Here is a 19463-nt window from a genome sequence, read left to right on the forward strand (position 1 = left end):
GCGGAGTGTGACTCCCCCTGGGCCGCGCGCCACCCGGCTCGCCACCCCCTGCCGCACGCCCTCACCAGCGCACTCGGCTGTGCGCTCGGCCATGCTCCCGCGGGTGCTCCGACGGTGCCTCAGCCACGGACCGCCGCCTCGGCCGGGGGCCACCACGTTCGCACGGCCCGCCACCGCCACCTCGGACACGGCCCGCCGCCATCGGCTCGGACACGGCCCGCCACCTCGGACACGGACATGGCCCGCTGCCTCAGCCACCGTTCGTCGCAGTCGCAGTCGCAGTCGCAGTCGCAGTCGCAGTCGCAGCCACCGTTCACCTCAGCCATTGCCCTCCGCTTCCGCCCGCGCCTTCTCGCCACGCTCCCGCCGCCGCGGCAGCACCCGCAGCGCGTCCCCGATGTCCGCGACCTCCAGCACCCGCATCCCGTCCGGTATCCGGCCCGGATCGCCCGGCACCAGGGCGTGGGTGAAGCCGAGCCGGGCCGCCTCCGACAGCCGCCGCTGTACGCCGGTGACCCGCCGGACCTCGCCCGCGAGCCCCACCTCGCCCACCGCCACCAGGTTCTTGGGCAGCGGGGTGTCACTGGCGGCGCTGGCCAGCGCGAGCGCCACCGCGAGGTCCGCGGCGGGCTCGGACAGCTTCACCCCGCCCACCGTGGCGCTGTAGATGTCCCGTTTGCCCAGCGCGCTGATCCGGCCGCGCTGCTCCAGCACGGCGAGCATCATCGAGACCCGGGAGGTCTCCAGACCGGAGGTGGTGCGGCGGGGGGAGGGGATCTGGGAGTCAACGGTGAGCGCCTGCACCTCGGCCACCAGCGGCCGGCGGCCCTCCAGGGTGACCGTCAGACAGGTGCCCGGCACCGGCTCGTCACGGCGGGTGAGGAACAGCCCGGAGGGGTCGGCGAGCCCCGTGATGCCCTCGTCGTGCAGCTCGAAGCAGCCGACCTCGTCCGTCGCCCCGTAGCGGTTCTTCACCCCGCGGACCAGGCGCAGCCGGGCGTGCCGGTCGCCCTCGAAGTGCAGGACGACATCGACCAGATGCTCCAGCAGCCGGGGCCCCGCGATGGCGCCGTCCTTGGTGACATGGCCCACCAGCAGGGTGGACATCCCGCGATCCTTGGACGCGCGGATGAGCGCCCCGGCCACCTCGCGCACCTGCGCCATCCCGCCCGGCGCGCCGTCGATCTCGGGCGAGGCGACGGTCTGCACCGAGTCCAGGACCAGCAGCGAGGGCTTGACCGAGTCGAGGTGGCCGAGGACCGCGGAGAGGTCGGTCTCGGCGGCCAGGTAGAGATGGTCGCTGAGCGCGCCGATGCGGTCGGCGCGCAGCCGCACCTGGCTCGCCGACTCCTCACCGGTGATGTAGAGCGTGCGGCGCTCCTCGGAGGCGGCCTTGGCCGCCACGTCCAGCAGCAGGGTGGACTTGCCGACCCCGGGCTCCCCGGCGAGCAGCACGACGGCGCCGGGGACCAGCCCGCCGCCGAGCACCCGGTCGAGCTCGTCCACGCCCGTGGTCCGCGCGGTGGCCTGACGGCCGTCCACCTGGCCGATGGGCAGGGCGGCGGAGGTGACCCGGCCGGGCGTGGTGGTCCGCACCGCGGGCGTGCCGTACTCCTCGACCGTGCCCCACGCCTGGCATTCCGGGCAGCGGCCGAGCCACTTGGCGGTGGTCCAGCCGCACTCCGTACAGCGGTAGGAGGGGCGGTCCTTGGCGGATGAGCGGGAGGAGCTACGGGCAGCCATGCCGTAACGCTAGCGTCGGCCGCCGACAGAGCCGAACGGCGCTGGTGACGGCACCGCCGGAGGGCGCCGGGGCGCATAGCAGGTTGCGGCCACCGGAGTGGGACACCTGTCCCCTTATGAGGGAGATGGTCACCCGTAAGGGTTAAAACAGCGCAAGTGGCGCGAGGAAGTCTGCATCATCCGCCTACCGTCACCGGGTGATGAGCAGCAGGTCCGAGCACTCGACACAGCCCACCGGCGCACAGCGGGCGCGGCGCCGTGCGCCCCGCTCCACCACCACCCGCCCCCAGCGGCCTCCCGAACGCTACGAGCCGTATCTCGACGGCCTGTTCACCTACTGTCTGTCGGCCCTGTGCGAGCACGACGCCGCCGCCGTCGCGGTGGGCGATGTGCTGGCGGTCGCCGAGCGCCGCCCCGGCCGGGGGCGCGGCCGGGTGAACGAGGCGGGCGAGCTCTCCCGCCCCTGGCTCTACGCGGTCGCCCGCTGGGCCTGTCTGCGCAAACTGGCCGAGCGCCGCGGCCGTTCGGGGACGGACACCCCGGGCGACGGCGACGAGGCCGGGCTGCCCGAGCCCATCGCCGCCCAGCGCCGCCGCGAACTGGCCGCGCTGGCCTGGCCGGAGGCCGCCGGGACCACCGCCGAGCAGCGCGAGGCGCTCGAGCTCGCGGTGCGCCACCGGCTGGGCCCCTCCGAGGTGGCCGCCGTGCTCGGCAAGGACCGGGAGGAGACCCGCGCCCTGCTCTCCAGCGCCGCCTGCGAGGTCGAGCGGACCCGCGCCGCGCTCGCCGTCGTCGAGCTCGGCCACTGCCCGGTCGTCGCGCGGCTCGCGGGCGACACCCAGGTGCTGCTCTCCGCCGCGCTCCGCCGTGAGCTGGTGCGCCATGTGGACGACTGCCGCGAGTGCCGCCGGATGGCCGAGCGCGCCACGGCCGACGGACCCTGGCCCGGTACGGCCGCCGCGCCCGCCGCGCTGCCGGTGCTGGAGGCACCCCGCGCCGCCGTGCACGCCGCGATGCTGAGCGCGCTCGGCGGGCGCCCAGCCCGCGTGGGCGCCGGGCCGCGGTTCGACCGGCGCGGCTTCCCCCTGGAGCCCCAGGACCGGGCCGCCCGCCGTAGCCGGATGCGCAGCCGCGCGATGACCACGACGGTGGTCGCCGCGGTCGTGGCGGCCCCGGTGCTCGCGCTGTGGGCCGCCTACCGGGGCGCCCCGCTCGCCGGTGACGAGCGCGACACGGACTCCGTGGCCGCCGCCGACGTGGACGGCGCGGACCAGGCCCCGGCCGGTCAGGAGCGGCCCGCCCGTCGCTCGTACGAGCAGACCGGCAGCGCGCAGGACCGTTCCGGCACCCGGATCGGCTCCGGCCCGCGGAGCACCAGGGCGGGCCGGGGGGCGTCGGATGTGTCGGTCGAGGTCCTCGGCGCGGACGGCGCGGTGCGGCGGCCGGGCCACAAGGGCGGCGCCTCGCACCATGACGGCTCCCCGGCCGGTGGCGGCCGCCCCGGGGACGGCTCCGGACCCTCCCGGCCGGTCCCCGGCCCGGGGCGGCTCACGGTCACGGCACACCCCGAGGGCGAGGTGACGGTCATCACACTCACCGCGTCCGGCGGCGCACCGGTCCACTGGTCGGCCTCCGCCGAGGCGTCCTGGCTCCGGCTGAACCACGCGTCCGGGGTGCTGCGGCCCGGCGACTCCAGCACCATCACGGTCTCGGTGGACCATGGCCGGGAACCAGCCGGGCACTGGAGCGCACGGGTCTCGGTGGACCCGGCGGGCGCGGTGGTGCGGATCGAGGGCCGGGGCACGGCCCCCGACCCCACGCCCACCCCCACGGACCCCTCCGGCGACCCGACCTCGGCACCGGGCAACCCCTCGCCCACGCCCCCCGACGCCCCCGCCGCGAAACGCTGAGCCACGGCCCGGGAACGTCGATTGACGGCGCTGACGGCGCTGACGGACACGACACGCGCATCGACGGTTGGATCGGCCGGACGGGGGGTGGCCCAGCGCGGCTGCATCGCCCGCGTCAGTCAGTCCCACCCGTCGGGTGTGCCGAATCCATCGGACCTCTTGGATCCGCCGGGTGCGGCGCCAGCAGCGGTAGCGAGGACGCCATGCGCTGTTCGCACAGCTCGACCAGTCGGTCGTAGCCGCCCTTGCCCATCAGCTCCGTGAGCTCCGGCCGGTACGAGCGGAACACCGGCTCCCCGCCGCCGTGCGCCGAGGTGGCCGACGTGCACCACCAGTGCAGATCGTGGCCGCCAGGCCCCCAGCCGCGGCGGTCGTACTCGGCGATGGTGATCCGCAGCACCCGGGTGTCGTCCGGCCGGTCGATCCAGTCGTAGGACCGGCGTACCGGCAGCTGCCAGCAGACGTCGGGCTTGGTCTCAAGCGGCTCGCGACCCTCCCGCAGCGCCAGGATGTGCAGTGCGCAGCCCGCGCCGCCCGCGAAGCCCGGCCGGTTCTGGAAGATGCATGAGCCCTTGTGGCGCCGGGTCTGCCGTTCGCCGTCCTCGTCCTCCTGGACCCACCCCGAGGCGTGCCCCTCGTCGTGGAACTGCCAGATCTCCGGGGTCAGCCGGGCCATATGGCGTCCGACCCGCGCCTCGTCGTCCTCGTCGGAGAAGTGCGCGCCCAGCGTGCAGCAGCCGTCGCTGGCCCGCCCCGCCTGGATGCCCTGGCAGCCCTGGCCGAAGATGCAGGTCCACCGGGAGGTCAGCCAGGTCAGATCGCATCGGAAGAGCTGTTCGTCGTCGGCCGGGTCGGGGAATTCGACCCAGGCGCGGGCGAAGTCAAGACCGACCTCGTCCTCGGCAGCCCCGGCGGCCCCGGTCCCGGCGGCCCCGGTCCCGGCGCCCCCGGTCCCGGCATCCACGGCCTCGGACGTGTTCGGCTCCTCGGCCGCCCACTCCAGGGCGTTCTTCCGGCCTTTGTCCCGCTTCGCCTTTTTCGTCTTTGCCACGGTGCAAGGGTAGGCGGCCGCCCGGCGAAAAGCCGAAGGTGGGGACCGCGTACACCCGGCGGCGCCGCCGCTGCGCTAGATCGCGGGGGACCTGTGCATGACACCAAGGTGGGAGCAGTAGCGTTCACGTCATGAGACTCGGTGTCCTCGACGTGGGTTCGAATACAGTTCATCTGCTCGTGATGGACGCCCACCCCGGCGCGCGCCCGCTGCCCGCCCATTCGCACAAGGCCGAACTGCGGCTGGCCGAACTCCTCGACGGGGACGGGGCCATCGGCCCCGAAGGCATCGACCGCCTGGTCGCGGTGGTCATGGAGGCGCTGGAGGCGGCCGAGGACAAGGGCGTCGAGGACGTTCTGCCGTTCGCGACCTCCGCCGTCCGCGAGGCGTCCAACGCCGATGAGGTCCTGGCCCGGGTCACCGAGGAGACCGGGGTACGGCTCCAGGTGCTCAGCGGCGCGGACGAGGCGCGGCTCACCTTTCTGGCCGCCCGCCGCTGGTTCGGCTGGTCCGCGGGGAAGCTGCTGGTCCTGGACATCGGCGGCGGTTCGCTGGAGATCGCGTACGGCATGGACGAGGAGCCCGACGCGGCGGTCTCGCTGCCGCTGGGGGCCGGCCGGCTGACCGGATCCTGGCTGCCCGGCGACCCGCCGGACACGGCCGACATACGGGCCCTGCGGCGCCATGTGCGGGCCGAGATCGCCCGGAGCGTCGGCGATTTCAGCCGTCATGGTGCACCGGACCATGTGGTGGCCACCTCCAAGACGTTCAAGCAGTTGGCCAGGATCACCGGCGCCGCGCGCTCCGCCGAGGGGCTGTACGTGGAGCGCCGGCTCACCCGCCGGGCGCTGGAGGAGTGGGTGCCCAAGCTGGCCGTCATGTCCACCCAGGAACGGGCCGAGCTGCCCGGGGTCTCCGAGGGCCGGGCCGGGCAGCTCCCGGCCGGGGCGCTGGTGGCGGAGGCCGCGATGGATCTGTTCGGCGTGGACCAGCTGGAGATCTGCCCCTGGGCGCTGCGCGAGGGCGTCATCCTGCGCCGCCTCGACCATCTGCCCACCTGACCACGGAGCGTGACCGGGGCCGGAAAGCGGCGGCCGTTCGGCCGCGAAGACCGCCGCGGTTCGGTTGCGGAGAGCAGCCGCCGTACGCTGTCCCTCGTGACAGAGCCAGTGGTGCGCATCCCGGATGCGAAGGTCGCGCTGTCCACAGCCTCGGTCTATCCGGAGTCGACGGCGACGGCCTTCGAGATCGCGGCACGCCTGGGCTACGACGGCGTCGAGGTCATGGTGTGGACCGATCCGGTCAGCCAGGACATCGAGGCGCTGCGTCGGCTGTCGGACTACCACCAGGTGCCGATCCTCGCCGTGCACGCCCCCTGTCTGCTGATCACCCAGCGGGTCTGGTCGACCGACCCGTGGGTGAAGCTCCAGCGGGCGAGGGCGGCCGCCGAGAAGCTGGACGCGTCCACCGTCGTGGTCCATCCGCCGTTCCGGTGGCAGCGGGCCTACGCCCGCGAGTTCGTCCGCGGAATCTGGCGGATGGCCGATGAGACCGATGTGCGGTTCGCGGTCGAGAACATGTACCCGTGGCGCTACCGCGACCGCGAGATGCTCGCGTACGCCCCGGGATGGGACGTCACCAAGGACGACTACCGCCACTTCACGATCGATCTGTCGCACACCGCGACCGCCCGTACGAACGCCCTGGAGATGGTGGACCGCATGGGCGACCGGCTGGCCCATCTCCACCTCGCCGACGGCCAGGGCTCCAACAAGGACGAGCACCTGGTGCCAGGACGCGGCACCCAGCCCTGCGCCGAACTGCTGGAACGGCTCGCGACCACCGGTTTCGACGGCAATGTGGTCGTCGAGGTCAACACCCGGCGTGCCATGTCCACGACCGAGCGCGAGGCCGATCTGGCGGAGGCCCTGGCCTTCACCCGGCTGCATCTCGCCTCGCCGACCTCGGCCAACCCGCCGAGCAGGGTGGTGCCCGGTTCATGACCCCCGCCGCATCCGGGCCCGCCACGGGCCCGCGCAAGCGTGGCCGCCCGGCCCGTACCAGCGCCTCCGAGGGCCCCGCGGCCCGCGACCGGATCCTGACCGCGGCGCGCGGCGAATTCGCCGCGCGCGGCTACGACAAGACCTCGATCCGCGGTATCGCCAAGGCCGCGGAGGTGGACCCGGCCCTGGTCCACCACTACTTCGGCACCAAGGAGCAGGTCTTCGAGGCGGCCATCGAGCTGATCCTGGCGCCCGCCATGGGCACCCCGGACGCGGTGCACGGCAGCCGGGAGGGCGCGGGCGAGCGGATGGCCCGCTATATGTTCGGCATCTGGGAGAACCCGGTCAGCCGGCCGCCCATGCTCGCCGTGATGCGCTCCGCGCTGACGAACGAGACCGCCGCCGCGGTGCTGCGCGGCATGATCGAGCGCCGGGTGCTGCTGCGGATGGCGGGTGAGCTGGACGTCCCGAGCCCCGAGTTCCGGGCGCAGCTGGCGGCCGGCCATCTCATCGGGATCGCGATGCTGCGCTATGTGATCCGGATGGAGCCGATCGCGTCGGCGGCGGTCGACGACATCGTGGCCATGGTGGGGCCCACCATCCAGCGCTATCTGACCGAGAGCTGATCGAGACCCGACGACAGCCTCAGCCCCTGATCGAGGCCCGGCGACGGACTCAGCCGCTGATCGAGAGCCGACAACGGACCGGGCCGCTGATCGAGGCCCGACGACGGATCCGGCCGCCGACTCAGAGCCGACGACAGCCTCAGCCGCTGACCCCGGCCCGACGACGGACCCGGCCGCTGACCCAGCGCCGTTCCCCCGCTCCGCACAGTGACCCGGCCGTCTCTGGATCCGGACGGACCATCCGGATCCGTGGACAGAGGCGTAGTCTCAGAAGACTCTGATCCGATTCGCATGACGCACGTACTACGAGGGAGCCGAGCACCGTGCCCGAGCTGAGGTCTCGCACCGTCACCCACGGCCGAAACATGGCGGGCGCCCGCGCCCTTATGCAGGCTTCCGGCGTAGCGCGCGAGGACTTCGGCAAGCCGATCGTCGCCGTGGCCAACAGCTTCACCGAGTTCGTGCCCGGCCACACCCACCTCCAGCCGGTGGGCCGGATCGTGAGCGAGGCGATCCACGCGGCGGGCGGCATCGCGCGCGAGTTCAACACCATCGCCGTGGACGACGGCATCGCCATGGGCCACGGCGGGATGCTCTACAGCCTCCCCTCCCGCGACCTGATCGCCGACTCCGTGGAGTACATGGTCGAGGCCCACTGCGCCGACGCGCTGATCTGCATCTCCAACTGCGACAAGATCACGCCCGGGATGCTGATGGCCGCGATGCGGCTCAACATCCCGACCGTCTTCGTGTCCGGCGGCCCCATGGAGGCGGGCGAGGCCACGCTCGTGGACGGCACCGTCCGCAAGCTGGACCTGGTCAACGCGATCTCGGACGCGGTCAACGAGAGCGTCTCGGACGAGGACATCCTCCGTATCGAGAACAACGCCTGCCCGACCTGCGGCTCCTGTTCCGGCATGTTCACCGCCAACTCGATGAACTGCCTGACCGAGGCGATCGGCCTCTCCCTGCCGGGCAACGGCTCGGTGCTGGCCACCCACACCGCCCGCAAGGCGCTCTACGAGACCGCGGGCCGCACCGTTGTGGAGATCACCAAGCGCCACTACGAGCAGGACGACCACACCGTGCTGCCGCGCTCCATCGGCTCCCGCGCCGCCTTCGAGAACGCCATGGCGCTCGACATCGCCATGGGCGGCTCGACCAACACGATCCTGCATCTGCTGGCCGCCGCCCAGGAGGCCGGTCTCGACTACAACCTCGAGGACATCGACGAGGTCTCGCGGCGGGTGCCCTGTCTGGCCAAGGTCGCCCCCAACGTCGCCCCCGGCGGCACGTACTACATGGAGGACGTGCATCGCGCGGGCGGCATCCCGGCGATCCTCGGCGAGCTGTTCCGCGGCGGGCTGCTGAACGAGGACGTCCACTCCGTGCACAGCGCCTCGCTCGCCGACTGGCTCAAGACCTGGGACGTGCGCGGCGGTTCGCCCTCGGCCGAGGCCGTCGAGCTGTGGCACGCGGCCCCCGGCTGCAAGCGCTCCGCCACCGCCTTCTCGCAGTCCGAGCGCTGGGACTCGCTGGACACCGACGCCGCGGGCGGCTGCATCCGCGACATGGAGCACGCCTACTCCAAGGACGGCGGACTCGCCGTCCTCAAGGGCAATCTGTCCGTCGACGGCAGTGTGGTGAAGACCGCCGGCGTGGACGAGTCCATCTGGACCTTCGAGGGCCCTGCCGTGGTCTGCGAATCCCAGGATGAGGCCGTCGAGCGGATCCTGGGCAAGCAGGTCAAGGAGGGCGACGTCGTCGTCATCCGCTACGAGGGCCCCAAGGGCGGCCCCGGTATGCAGGAGATGCTCTACCCCACCTCCTTCCTCAAGGGCCGCGGCCTGGGCAAGGCGTGTGCGCTGGTCACCGACGGCCGCTTCTCCGGCGGCACTTCGGGTCTCTCCATCGGCCACGCCTCGCCGGAGGCGGCGTCCGGCGGCACCATCGCCCTGGTCCAGGACGGCGACCGGATCCGCATCGACATCCCCGGCCGCTCCATCGAACTCCTGGTGAGCGAGGAGGAGCTGGCGGCCCGCCGCGAGGCGCTCGGCGGTGTCTACGCCCCGAAGAACCGCGAGCGCAAGGTGTCCACCGCGCTGCGCGCCTACGCGGCGATGGCCACCAGCGCGGACAAGGGCGCGATCCGGGACGTCAGCCTCCTCGGCTGACGTCGGACCCGGCCGCCTCCACGCTGTCGAACCCGTAGACCGTGGTGAGGGCGTCCCCGTTCAGCGTCAGCTCGGCGGGGATGCCACCGGGGTCGGTGCGCGCCTCGCCCCGCCACAGCACCCGGCCGTCCCCGCGGTCCAGCGCGATCACCCGGCCCGCGGCGGTGCCCAGATACAGGGCGTCCCGGCGCCCGGACACCACGGGCGGGCCCAGCCACTCCACCTGCGTCGCCCTGGTCCACAGCCGCTTTCCGGCCGTGGTGACGGCGGTGACCTCGCCGTTCTGCCGTACGAAGTAGAGCGTGTCGCCCACCAGCGTGGGCGTGGTCTGCCGGGCGGAGAGCCCCGGGGGCAGCTTCACCCGGCGCTCCCGTCCGCCGTCCGTGCCGAGGAACAGCAGATCGGTGTAGTCGTCGCCGTGCTCCTCCAGATAGAGGAGGTCACCCGAGCGCTCGGCGAGGAATGAGCCCGAGCCGAGCGTGGCGATCCGCTCGGGCGCTCCGGTGGTGGGGGAGAGGGCGTAGAGCTGGTTCGGGGTGTCCGGGTCGCCCCGGTCCTCCACCGGTCCGCAGTCTGCGAGAGGGCGTCCGGCCACCACATCGGGGCCGCAGCTCAGCCCGTGGGCGATCCGGCGCGACCAGAGCGTGCCGCCGGTGCGCACATCCACCGCCTGGAAGGTCTCCTCGTCCCAGCTCTGGGTGAGCACGGCGTGGTGGCGCCCCCGCTGGAACACCGCCCCCTGGTACGAGCTGCCGATATCGGTCTTCCAGACCCGCTCACCGTCACCGGTGCGGTAGCCCTCCAGCCGGGTCGTGCCGTCCGACGCCTCCACGGTGCCCAGGACGAGACCGTCGGCCACCCCGATCAGGTCGCCCGGCTTCGTCGGCCGCTGCCAGGCCATATGCCCCCGGGTGTCCAGCCGGGTGAGGGCGACCCCGGAACCGCCGCAGTACAGATCCGTGCCCGAGGCCAGACAGCGGCGGCCGGTCAGCCCGCTGACCGTGCGCGGAGTGCCGTCGACACGGGTCATGACATCGCCGCCGGACTTGGCGAGCGTGCGCTGCCAGGGGCGCCATCCGGAGGGGAGCGCGGAGTTGGCCGAGGATCCGGTGGTGGGGCGGGCGTCCGGCCCGCCATCGGGTCCGGATCCGGCACGGAGGACGACGATCGTCCCCACGACAGCGGCGACCAGGCCCGCGGCCGCCGCGGCGGCCACCAGGGGGCGGCTCCGGAGCGGGGGACGGCGCGGCGCACGGCCGACTTCGGTGGGTACGGCATCGGCCTCGTCCGTGCCGCGATCACCGGTGCCGACCGGGTGCGCCGCGCCATCCGAGCCCGCGCCATCCGCGTCCGTATCGTCCTTATCCGTACCGTCCATGGCCGTACCGACCGCGTCCGTATCGTCCTCGGGCAGCCTCCCCAGCCGCTCCAGCAGCTCGTCCAGCGCGGGGCGCGCGGACGGATCCTTGTCCAGGCAGTCCGCGACCGCGTCACGCAGCGGCCCGGTCACCGCGTCCAGCTCCGGCGGTTCGTACACCACCTGATAGGCCGTCATATACGGGCTGTCCGCGTCGAACGGGCTGTGGCCGGTCGCCGCGTACACCACCACCGTCGCCAGCGAGAACACATCGGACTCCGGTCCGACCTCCCGCGGATCGCGCAGCTGCTCCGGCGACATGAACGGGGGCGTGCCCATGACCCGGCCCGTCATGGTCAGGGTCTGGTGGTCCGCCGCCCGGGAGATGCCGAAGTCGATCACGCGGGGGCCCTCTTCGGACAGCACGATGTTGGCCGGTTTCAGATCCCGGTGGACCACGCCCGCCCGATGGATGTCCCGCAACGCCTCGACCAGCCCGATCGCCAGCCGCCGCAACTCGGCACCGCGCAGCGGACCGTCCGCCGCGACCCGCTCGGCGAGGGTGCGCCCGCGCACGTACGAGGTCGCCATCCACGGCAGTACGGCATCGGGATCCGCGTCCACGACGGCCGCGGTGAACGCGCCGCTGACCCGCCGGGCGGCCGCCACCTCCTGCCGGAACCGCACCCGGAACTCGTCGTCGTCGGCGAACTGCTGATGCACCACCTTCAGCGCCAGCCGCCGCCCCGACCGCGACCGGGCCAGATACACCGTGCCCATACCGCCGCGGCCGAGCCGCCGCTCGAGTGCGTAGCCTCCGATGGACTCCGGGTCCCCGGCGCGCAGTGCCATTTCCGTCTCCCCCACCGACCCACGATCGGCGGTCACCTTAGGCCCGATTGGCGCCGGAGGCCGGGTCGTGGCTCACCAACCGGCCGGATTGCGCCCGTTCACGGCGAAGACCGTGCCGTCCGGGGTCGTCGCGAAGACCTTGCCGTCCGCCACCACCGGCGCCGCCATCAGATCCAGGAAGCCGCGACCGGCCGCGCCCCCGCGCGAGCGGGTCTCGCCGATCACCTCGCCCCGCTCGGCGTCCACGGCCAGCAGCCGGCCGTCCGCCGCCGAGAAGTACAGCCGGCCGTCCGCCGTCACCAGGGGCGAGGCGTTGGACACCGAGGTCTCCAGGCGCCAGCGCTGCGCCTTCGCCGAACCCTCGCGCGCGGTGTCGACCGCCACCAACCCGCCGTCCGCGCCCAGCACATACACCCGGTCGCCGCTGGTGACGGCGCCGGACGCGGACACCGGCGCGGACAGCGCGACCCGCCGCTCCGCGCGCCGCTCAGGGTCGTAGCGGACGACGGCGGTGGTACGGGTCCGGCTGTCCGACTCGGTCAGCAGCAACGTTCCGCCAGGGCCGCTCCCGGCCGGGGTGAGGTGGCCGTCGAGCGAGGCGTGCCAGCGCGTCGTACCGCGCACCGGGTCCACCGCCGTGACCAGCGTGTGCGAGCCGTCGCCCGCGGTGGTCACGGCGTACGCCGTGCGGCCGTCGCCGTACGAGAAGAAGACGGGCCGGGCGTGGCCGGGCAGCGGGTGGCTCCAACGCTCCTTGTTCGTCGCGCCGTTCACCGCCGTGACCGTGCCGTCCGGCGCGGCCAGCAGCACGGTGTCACCCGAGGAGTAGACCCCGCCCTCGTAACCGGACACATCACGGCTCCAGCGCACGCGGTGGGTCGTGGGGTCGAGCGCCCGCAGCCGCCCGCCGTCCGGGGACACCGTCCGCACCAGACCACCGGAGAACACGGGAGCGGAGATCGCCTCGCCCTCGCCGGGGCGCCCCGCCGCGGACGGGCGCGACCAGACCACCCGGCCGTCGTCCGGATCGACCCGGGCGACCTCGACACCGCGCCGGGAGCAGTACAGCGCGTCCGCTCCGTACGAGCAGAACGCGGGCCGCGCCCCCGAACCCGCGGACTTTCCGGCCTCCAGCCCGGTGACCCAGGGGCGCCACGCCTCCGCGGTCGCGGCGCTGATCCGCGGCCGGCCGCCGCCGGAGGAGTCCCTGCCGTCGAACGGGCGCAGCGCGACGGCCGTGCCCGCCGCGCCGAGCAGCACGGCGGCCGCGAGCCCGGAAAGGGTCCACCGCGGAATGCCCCGGCGCCGCGTCCCCGGCTCGTCCGCGACCGATTCGTTGGTCAGCGATCCATCCGTCCCCGACTCGTCCGCCACCGGTTCCGGCGTGCCCTCCGCGAGCCGGGGCGCCGACTCGCCGGATGCCGCCTTCACATGCGTATCCGTGGCGCCGCCGCCGTCCCGCTCCGCGCGCCCACCCGGCAGGGAGTGCGGCTCCGGCGTCCGCTGCTGCGGCACCAGCGGAACCGGTCCGCGCGGCGCCGGCGCGTGGGGGCCGCGGACGGCGCGCAGGACCGTCATCAGGGCGTCGGGCGTGGGGCGTTCCTCGGGGTTCTTGGCCAGGCACCGCTGGATCAGCGGCAGCAGCTCATCCGGCACCCCCGCCAGATCCGCCTCGTCGTGCACCACCTGGTACGCCACGATGTACGGACTCTCGGACTCGAACGGCCCCCGCCCGGTGGCCGCGTGCACCAGCACCGACCCCAGCGCGAACACATCCGCCGCCGGGCCCACCGCACGCGGCCGCTGGAACTGCTCCGGCGCCATGAACGGCGGAGTGCCGATCAACTTCCCGGTCTCGGTGCGCAGTTCGCTGTCGGCCGGCCGGGAGATGCCGAAGTCGATGACCTTCGGGCCGTCCGCCGCGAGCAGCACATTGCTCGGCTTGAGATCGCGGTGCACCACGCCCACCCGATGGATGTCCCGCAGCGCCTCCGCGAGCCCCGCGGCCAGCTGCACCGTGTCGTCCGGCGGCAACGGGCCGCTCCGCTTGACGTGTTCGGCGAGGGTCGGGCCGGGGATGTAGAGGGTGGCCATCCAGGGCCTCGGCGCTTGCGGGTCGGCATCCACCACGGGCGCCGTGAACGCGCCGCTGACCCGCCGGGCGGCCGCCACCTCCTGCCGGAACCGCGCCCGGAACTCGGGGTCTTCGGCGTACTCGGCATGGACGACCTTCACCGCGAGCCGCCGTCCCGAGGGTGAACGGGCCAGATGGACCACGCCCATGCCGCCCGATCCGAGGCGTGCCTCGAGCCGGTACTGCCCGGCGTATTCCGGATCCTCCGCTTCCGGGCCCGTCCCGGCTCTGCGCACCGGCGGCATGCCCCACCCCCGTGAATTCGGCCGCATTCGCGACTCGGCGAGCCTAGTCGATGACACGTGCGAGCCTTGTTAGCCTCCGCATGTCGTGTCACTTCACACGACATGTGCACAACTTCGGAAAGAAGTTCAACGGGGGAGGGGCCGTACATGGCCATCGAAGAGACCGCGGACACCGCCGCCACCGACGGCGCGGACACCGCGAACGACACGGCGAACGACACCGCGGAAGCCACCACGGACGCCGTCGGGATCGCCGCCGGAGCGATCACCTATCCGGTCGCGCCCGGCTATCAGGTGAACGTCCGCAGCGGGCCCGGCACCAACTACAGGGTCGTCAAGGTGCTGCCGTACAACAGCCGTGTCCCCATCCGCTGCCAGCGGCACGGCCAGAAGGTGTCGGGGCCCTACGGCACCTCGGACATCTGGGACAACATCGCCCCGGGTCAGTACGTCTCCGACGCGTATGTGAAGACCGGCAGCGACGGTTTCGTCACCGTGCCCTGCGGCTGAGCCACGGCCCGGAGCGCAGCCGGCCCCCGGCGCCGCGAGGGCGGCGCCGGGGGCCGGGGGTGGCGGAAGGGGGAGTGTCCCCGAAGAAGGGGGAGTGTCCGACGCGGGCGCCGTTAGGCCGGGACCTGCGTTTCCACGGCGGCGTCCCGCTTGACCACGGCGTTGTGCCGCTCGGTCCAGGTGGCCAGCGCCATCTCGCAGGCGTGGTCCACATGGCGCAGCCCGGTCAGGTCGAGCTCCACCTCCCGCTCACGGGGCAGGCCCTCCAACTCGTCCAGCAGCTTGGGCAGCCGCAGGAAGGTCGCGTTGCCGCGCACCCGGACGTACAGGGGCTTGTCGCCGTCCCCGTTCCCGTCCCCGTCCTCGCGCCCGCTGACCTCGACATGCACATGCGAGGTCTCCCAGGCCGTCTTGGCCACGGCCATCAGCAGACCGATGATCACGCCCTCGAACATATTGGTGATCACGATCGCCCCTGCGGTGACGATCAGGATGATCGCCTCACCGCGGTGGGTCCGCCACAGCGGCACCAGGTCCTTGGTCGGGATCAGCTTCCAGCCGGAGTAGACCAGCACACCGGCGAGCGTCGCCACCGGGATGATGCCCAGGGCAGCGGGGAAGAGCACCGCGAAGATCAGCAGCCATACACCGTGCAGCACCCGCGACGCCTTGGTCTTCGCACCGGCCTGGACATTGGCCGCGCTCCGCACGATCACCGCGGTCATCGGCAGCGCACCGAGGACACCGCACACCGCGTTGCCCGCGCCCTGCGCCATGAGCTCCTTGTTGTAGTCGGTGCGCGCACCGTCGTGCAGCCGGTCCACGGCCGCGGCGCTGAACAGGCTCTCGGCCGAGGCGATCAGCGTGAAGGCGAGCACGGTGCCGATGACACCCACCTCGGCGAGGGCCGCGAACTCACTGCCACCGGGCGGCTGGACCGCGTCCAGCAGGCCCTTGACCTCGACCCGCGCGATCGGCAGGTCGAAGATCGCGGTCGCGGCCGTGGCGAGTGCGACGGCCGCCAGCGGCGCGGGCAGCACCTTGGCCCCCTGGCGGAAACGCGGCCACAGCACCAGCACCGCGATCGTGCCGACGCCCACGGCGACCGCCTTCAGGGCGTCACCGGATCCGGCCACGTCCCCGATGAGCTCCGGGATGCCGAAGATTTTGTCGAGCCCGCTGCTCGGCGCCTTGGCGTCGGCGAGCGCGTACAGCTGCCCGGCGATCAGCACCAGGCCGATGCCCGCGAGCATGCCCTGCACCACGGCGACGGAGATCGCCCGGAACCAGCGGCCTAGGCCGAGCGCGCCCATGGCCAGCTGGAGCAGTCCGGAGATCAGGACGAGGACGCCGAGCGCGGCGACGCCGTATTCCTCCACGGCCTCGTAGACCAGCACGGTCAGACCGGCGGCCGGGCCGGAGACCTGAAGGCTGCTGCCCGGCAGGAAACCGGTGATCAGCCCGCCCACGATGCCGGTGATCAGGCCGAGTTCGGCCGGTACACCGGAGGCCACCGCCACCCCCACGCACAGGGGGACGGCAACGAGGAAGACGACGAGTGAAGCGGTGAAGTCGGCGCGGAACGTACCGGCGCCGGATGAGCCTGAGGTGCCTCGGGCACCACGGAAACGGTCAAGAAGAGAGTTTCGCATGAGGGTTGCCTCCAGTGCGCCCCGTCACCGGCTCATGGGCAGGCGGGGGCACGGCATAGCGCTACGTCAGTGGGATCGATGGAATCGGTCGCTGGCGGTTGAGATCGCTAGCTGCGAGACGCGAGAAAAGCGTGGGAAAGCGCGTGGGACGGACCGCCGGGCTACGGCGGTGTAGCACTCAGCAGCGGAAGATCTGGAGGATGACGGGCAGCTCGCCCGATCTCGACACCGGAACGGCCTGCCGTCCGGTGACCGATGTGGAGATAGCGGTACGCGGCGCCGGAATACCGGCATCGCAACCGCACACACATCCGTATTTGCCGCTCGGTGTGGGAGCGGTGAGCGGGGTTCGTCCGCGAAGCCCCTTGCAGTCCACTGTTCCGTTGTCGCCATGCGCGAAGACCAATGTCTCCGAGGCCGGCCGTGGATCGGCTGCTGCGCTCGCGCTGATTGCTTCGGGATGGATGACCTGTGCGGACGCGGAATCGGCCGCGATGAAGAGGGCAAGCAATACGGCTACCGCTGTAACCAGTGCGTGAGCGGTAAGCCGGACGGTCCTCACCATCGCCCCCTTCCCGTACGTATAGACAGCGACCCCCATTGTGTCCATGGGACTGTGACCGTTTGCAAGTCGATATGTAACCGACTTGTGAACACGGGGTCATCGAACAGGACTGCTTCGTTCCGGGCGCCCTGGTTGGCGCTGGCGCAAAGCGCTTATCACGTCACGCCGGATGGCGCGTAAAATTTAATTCATCGAACGACGAATAAGTAATTCATAAGAGACAAGGAGAATGCGCCACTCGTGCGAAGATGGCGGAGAACACACACGCACCACAGCGCGAAACCGAACAGACATACCGAACAGGCATGAGGAGAGCCGCACCATGACGGAGAAGGTCGCCGTGCTCGGCACGGGAAAGATCGGCGAAGCCCTTCTCAGCGGAATGATCCGCGGCGGCTGGTCGCCGTCCGATCTGCTGGTCACGGCGCGCCGCCCCGAGCGCGCAGCGGAGCTCCGGTCGCGCTACGGCGTCGAGGCCGTATCCAACCCCGAGGCCGCCAAGTCCGCCGACACCCTCATCCTCACCGTCAAACCGCAGGACATGGGCGCCCTGCTCGACGAGCTCGCCCCCCATGTCCCCACCGACCGGCTGATCGTCTCCGGCGCCGCCGGCATCCCCACCTCCTTCTTCGAGGCGCGCCTGGCCGCGGGCACCCCGGTCGTCCGCGTCATGACCAACACCCCCGCACTGGTCGACGAGGCCATGTCCGTCATCTCGGCGGGCAGCCACGCCACCGAGGAGCACCTCGCCCACACCGAGGCGATCTTCGGCGGTGTCGGCAAGACGCTGCGCGTCCCCGAGTCCCAGCAGGACGCCGCGACCGCCCTCTCCGGCTCCGGCCCGGCGTACTTCTACTTCCTGGTCGAGGCGATGACCGACGCGGGCATCCTGCTGGGCCTGCCCCGTGACAAGGCCCATGACCTGATCGTCCAGGCGGCCATCGGCGCGGCGGTGATGCTGCGCGACAGCGATCAGCACCCGGTCAAGCTGCGGGAGGCCGTCACCTCCCCGGCGGGCACCACCATCAACGCCATCCGCGAGCTGGAGAGCCACGGGGTGCGCGCCGCGCTGATCGCCGCGCTGGAGGCGGCCCGCGACCGCAGCCGCGAACTCGCCTCCGGCAACGGCTGACGTCCGACCGAGGCAAGGGCGAATGACCGACGGCAAGGGCGAACCGCTCCGGTCAAACGGGAGCCGCCTGACTCACGCGGGCGGCAGCAGCCCGACCGCCGCATACGCCTCGTTCACCCGGGGCCGGGCCAGGTCACGCGCCCGCTCGGCCCCGGCCCGCAGCACCCCGTCCACATACGGCGGGTCGGCGCACAGCTCCGCATGCCGGGCCTGGAGCGGCCGCAACAGTTCCAGCACCGCCTCCGCCGTGGCCCGTTTCAACTCCCCGTACGAGGAGAACTCCCCGGCCAGCACCTCCGGCTTGCCGTCGGTGCACGAGGCGAGCACATCCAGCAGATTGGCCACCCCCGGCTGTCCCGTCCGGTCGTACCGCACCTCGGTTCCGCTGTCCGTGACGGCCCGCATGATCTTCTTCCGCACCACATCCGGCTCGTCGAGCAGATAGACGATGCCCGCCGTCTCCGCATGCGACTTCCCCATCTTCGACGTCGGGTCCTGGAGATCCATCACCCGTGCCGAAACCCTTGGATTGGTGGCCCGGGGCACGGTGAAAACCGGTCCGTACCGCTGGTTGAACCGCTGCGCCAGATCCCGGGCCACCTCCACATGCTGGGTCTGGTCCTCGCCGACCGGCACCTCATGCGTTCCGTATACGAGGATGTCGGCCGCCATCAGCGCCGGATAGGTGAGCAGCGACAGCCGTACGCTCCGCCCCCTCGCCTGCTCCCGCGCGGCCTTCTCCTTGTACTGGATCATCCGCCGCATCTCGCCGTCGGTGGCGGTGCACTCCATGAGATAGGACAGCCGCGCGTGCTCGTCCACATGGCTCTGTACGAACAGCGTGCAGTGCTCGGGGTCGAGCCCCGAGGCCAGCAGCAGCGTGGCGGCCTGCCGGGTGAGCCGCCGCACCCGCGCCGGATCGTGCTCCACCGTGAGCGCGTGCAGATCGACGACGCAGAACAGCGCGTCGGCGCGGTGCTGGTCCTCCTGGGCCCACCGGCGTACGGCCCCGAGGTAATTCCCGAGGGTCAGATGCCCGCTCGGTTTGACCCCACTGAAGATCCGGCGCCGTGCCGTCTTCGTCTCTGTCATCTCTCCGCCATCTCCCGCTGTGTCGGGGCCGCCGACCCGGTCGGCCGGGATTCGCGGAGAGGGAGATACGCGAACGGCCGCCGGAGCGGCGGCCGTGGTTGCGCATGTGTTGATGAGGCGGCCGCCGTCAGGCGGCCCACCACCGTGGGTGAACACATGCGCTCGTCATGCCATGGAGAGTACGCCCTGGCAGGGGGCTCGGCCATGAGTTTGATGGTCCTCGGGGCGTCGTGTAGTGTTCACCGGGTTGCCACGGAGCCCTACGGGGAAACGCGACAACCACTTGAGCCGCACCGGCGGCAAACCACTACTGCACGGCCCTTCATCGGGATGGATTTCGGCATGCCGGAATTCGGACCGGGGAACTCGATTATGAGCATCCGGGGGAATCCGCTAAAGTGGTGGACACGCCGGAAG

General features: G+C 72.2%; 14 protein-coding genes. 7 read left to right on the top strand and 7 right to left on the bottom strand.

Annotation, left to right across the window (positions count from 1 at the left end; genetic code table 11):
* Positions 1-318: 318 nt before the first annotated feature.
* A complete protein-coding gene (radA, locus tag AB0E24_RS40315) occupies positions 319-1743 on the bottom strand; it encodes a DNA repair protein RadA (protein ID WP_079258500.1) in 1425 nt (474 codons plus the stop codon).
* A gap of 200 nt (positions 1744-1943) precedes the next feature.
* Between radA and AB0E24_RS40320 the strand changes: the two genes are divergently transcribed.
* Positions 1944-3653 carry a BACON domain-containing protein gene (locus AB0E24_RS40320; RefSeq protein WP_069873509.1) on the top strand — a complete coding sequence of 570 codons (1710 nt, stop codon included), beginning with the start codon at positions 1944-1946 and terminating at the stop codon, positions 3651-3653.
* A 115-nt stretch (positions 3654-3768) separates the two neighbouring features.
* On the opposite strand, the gene AB0E24_RS40325 is transcribed toward AB0E24_RS40320, so the two are convergent.
* Positions 3769-4704: a DUF3109 family protein gene (locus AB0E24_RS40325; RefSeq protein ID WP_359384591.1), complete on the bottom strand. Its 936-nt coding sequence runs from the start codon at positions 4702-4704 to the stop codon at positions 3769-3771.
* Positions 4705-4835: 131 nt separating this feature from the next.
* Here AB0E24_RS40325 and AB0E24_RS40330 point away from each other — a divergent pair, with 131 nt between their 5' ends.
* The 4 genes from AB0E24_RS40330 to ilvD all read left to right on the top strand — a co-directional run bounded on the left by AB0E24_RS40330 (position 4836) and on the right by ilvD (position 9507).
* A complete protein-coding gene (locus AB0E24_RS40330; RefSeq protein WP_069873505.1) occupies positions 4836-5765 on the top strand; it encodes a Ppx/GppA family phosphatase in 930 nt (309 codons plus the stop codon).
* 96 nt (positions 5766-5861) lie between these two features.
* Positions 5862-6707: a sugar phosphate isomerase/epimerase family protein gene (locus AB0E24_RS40335; protein ID WP_069873661.1), complete on the top strand. Its 846-nt coding sequence runs from the start codon at positions 5862-5864 to the stop codon at positions 6705-6707.
* Positions 6704-7333: a TetR/AcrR family transcriptional regulator gene (locus AB0E24_RS40340; protein WP_174885640.1), complete on the top strand. Its 630-nt coding sequence runs from the start codon at positions 6704-6706 to the stop codon at positions 7331-7333. Before AB0E24_RS40335 ends, AB0E24_RS40340 begins: the two co-directional genes overlap by 4 nt.
* Positions 7334-7656: 323 nt before the next feature.
* Positions 7657-9507, top strand: a complete 1851-nt coding sequence (gene ilvD, locus AB0E24_RS40345) for a dihydroxy-acid dehydratase (protein ID WP_359384594.1) — start codon at positions 7657-7659, stop codon at positions 9505-9507.
* Here ilvD and AB0E24_RS40350 read toward each other — a convergent pair.
* Both AB0E24_RS40350 and AB0E24_RS40355 read right to left on the bottom strand, forming a co-directional pair.
* The gene (locus tag AB0E24_RS40350) at positions 9491-11716 is read right to left on the bottom strand and encodes a serine/threonine-protein kinase (RefSeq protein WP_435865377.1); all 2226 of its coding nucleotides are present in this window, start codon (positions 11714-11716) and stop codon (positions 9491-9493) included. The genes ilvD and AB0E24_RS40350 overlap by 17 nt on opposite strands.
* 72 nt (positions 11717-11788) lie before the next feature.
* Complete coding sequence (locus AB0E24_RS40355) at positions 11789-14122, bottom strand: protein kinase domain-containing protein (RefSeq protein ID WP_359384598.1); 2334 nt, start codon at positions 14120-14122, stop codon at positions 11789-11791.
* A gap of 120 nt (positions 14123-14242) precedes the next feature.
* On the opposite strand from AB0E24_RS40355, the gene AB0E24_RS40360 reads away from it, so the two are divergent.
* Entirely contained in the window at positions 14243-14605 is a 363-nt protein-coding gene (locus AB0E24_RS40360) for an SH3 domain-containing protein (protein WP_359384600.1), read from the top strand.
* A 113-nt stretch (positions 14606-14718) separates the two neighbouring features.
* On the opposite strand, the gene AB0E24_RS40365 is transcribed toward AB0E24_RS40360, so the two are convergent.
* Together AB0E24_RS40365 and AB0E24_RS40370 are read right to left on the bottom strand one after the other, a co-directional pair.
* On the bottom strand, positions 14719-16257 hold the full coding sequence (locus tag AB0E24_RS40365; protein WP_069873495.1) for a SulP family inorganic anion transporter: 1539 nt from the start codon (positions 16255-16257) through the stop codon (positions 14719-14721).
* 178 nt (positions 16258-16435) lie between these two features.
* Positions 16436-16822, bottom strand: coding sequence for a hypothetical protein (locus AB0E24_RS40370; protein WP_079260598.1), 387 nt, complete (start codon positions 16820-16822; stop codon positions 16436-16438).
* A gap of 322 nt (positions 16823-17144) precedes the next feature.
* On the opposite strand from AB0E24_RS40370, the gene proC reads away from it, so the two are divergent.
* Positions 17145-17954 (top strand): pyrroline-5-carboxylate reductase, encoded by an 810-nt coding sequence (gene proC / locus AB0E24_RS40375; protein ID WP_069873493.1) that lies wholly within the window; start codon positions 17145-17147, stop codon positions 17952-17954.
* A 72-nt stretch (positions 17955-18026) separates the two neighbouring features.
* Here the strand turns inward: proC and trpS are convergent, their stop codons facing one another.
* Positions 18027-19046: a tryptophan--tRNA ligase gene (gene trpS, locus AB0E24_RS40380; protein ID WP_359384604.1), complete on the bottom strand. Its 1020-nt coding sequence runs from the start codon at positions 19044-19046 to the stop codon at positions 18027-18029.
* Positions 19047-19463: the final 417 nt, after the last annotated feature.

The sequence above is a fragment of the Streptomyces malaysiensis subsp. malaysiensis genome (assembly GCF_040653035.1).
Classification (GTDB): Bacteria; Actinomycetota; Actinomycetes; order Streptomycetales; family Streptomycetaceae; genus Streptomyces; species Streptomyces malaysiensis.

What these genes read in the sequence shown, in the direction of transcription:
- trpS (WP_359384604.1), bottom strand. Translation starts at nt 19,046, where the DNA reads ATGACAGAGACGAAGACGGCACGGCGCCGGATCTTCAGTGGGGTCAAA.
- AB0E24_RS40365 (WP_069873495.1), bottom strand. Translation starts at nt 16,257, where the DNA reads ATGCGAAACTCTCTTCTTGACCGTTTCCGTGGTGCCCGAGGCACCTCA.
- AB0E24_RS40350 (WP_435865377.1), bottom strand. Translation starts at nt 11,716, where the DNA reads ATGGCACTGCGCGCCGGGGACCCGGAGTCCATCGGAGGCTACGCACTC.
- proC (WP_069873493.1), top strand. Translation starts at nt 17,145, where the DNA reads ATGACGGAGAAGGTCGCCGTGCTCGGCACGGGAAAGATCGGCGAAGCC.
- radA (WP_079258500.1), bottom strand. Translation starts at nt 1,743, where the DNA reads ATGGCTGCCCGTAGCTCCTCCCGCTCATCCGCCAAGGACCGCCCCTCC.
- AB0E24_RS40340 (WP_174885640.1), top strand. Translation starts at nt 6,704, where the DNA reads ATGACCCCCGCCGCATCCGGGCCCGCCACGGGCCCGCGCAAGCGTGGC.
- AB0E24_RS40330 (WP_069873505.1), top strand. Translation starts at nt 4,836, where the DNA reads ATGAGACTCGGTGTCCTCGACGTGGGTTCGAATACAGTTCATCTGCTC.
- AB0E24_RS40360 (WP_359384600.1), top strand. Translation starts at nt 14,243, where the DNA reads ATGGCCATCGAAGAGACCGCGGACACCGCCGCCACCGACGGCGCGGAC.
- AB0E24_RS40320 (WP_069873509.1), top strand. Translation starts at nt 1,944, where the DNA reads ATGAGCAGCAGGTCCGAGCACTCGACACAGCCCACCGGCGCACAGCGG.
- AB0E24_RS40355 (WP_359384598.1), bottom strand. Translation starts at nt 14,122, where the DNA reads ATGCGGCCGAATTCACGGGGGTGGGGCATGCCGCCGGTGCGCAGAGCC.
- AB0E24_RS40370 (WP_079260598.1), bottom strand. Translation starts at nt 16,822, where the DNA reads ATGGTGAGGACCGTCCGGCTTACCGCTCACGCACTGGTTACAGCGGTA.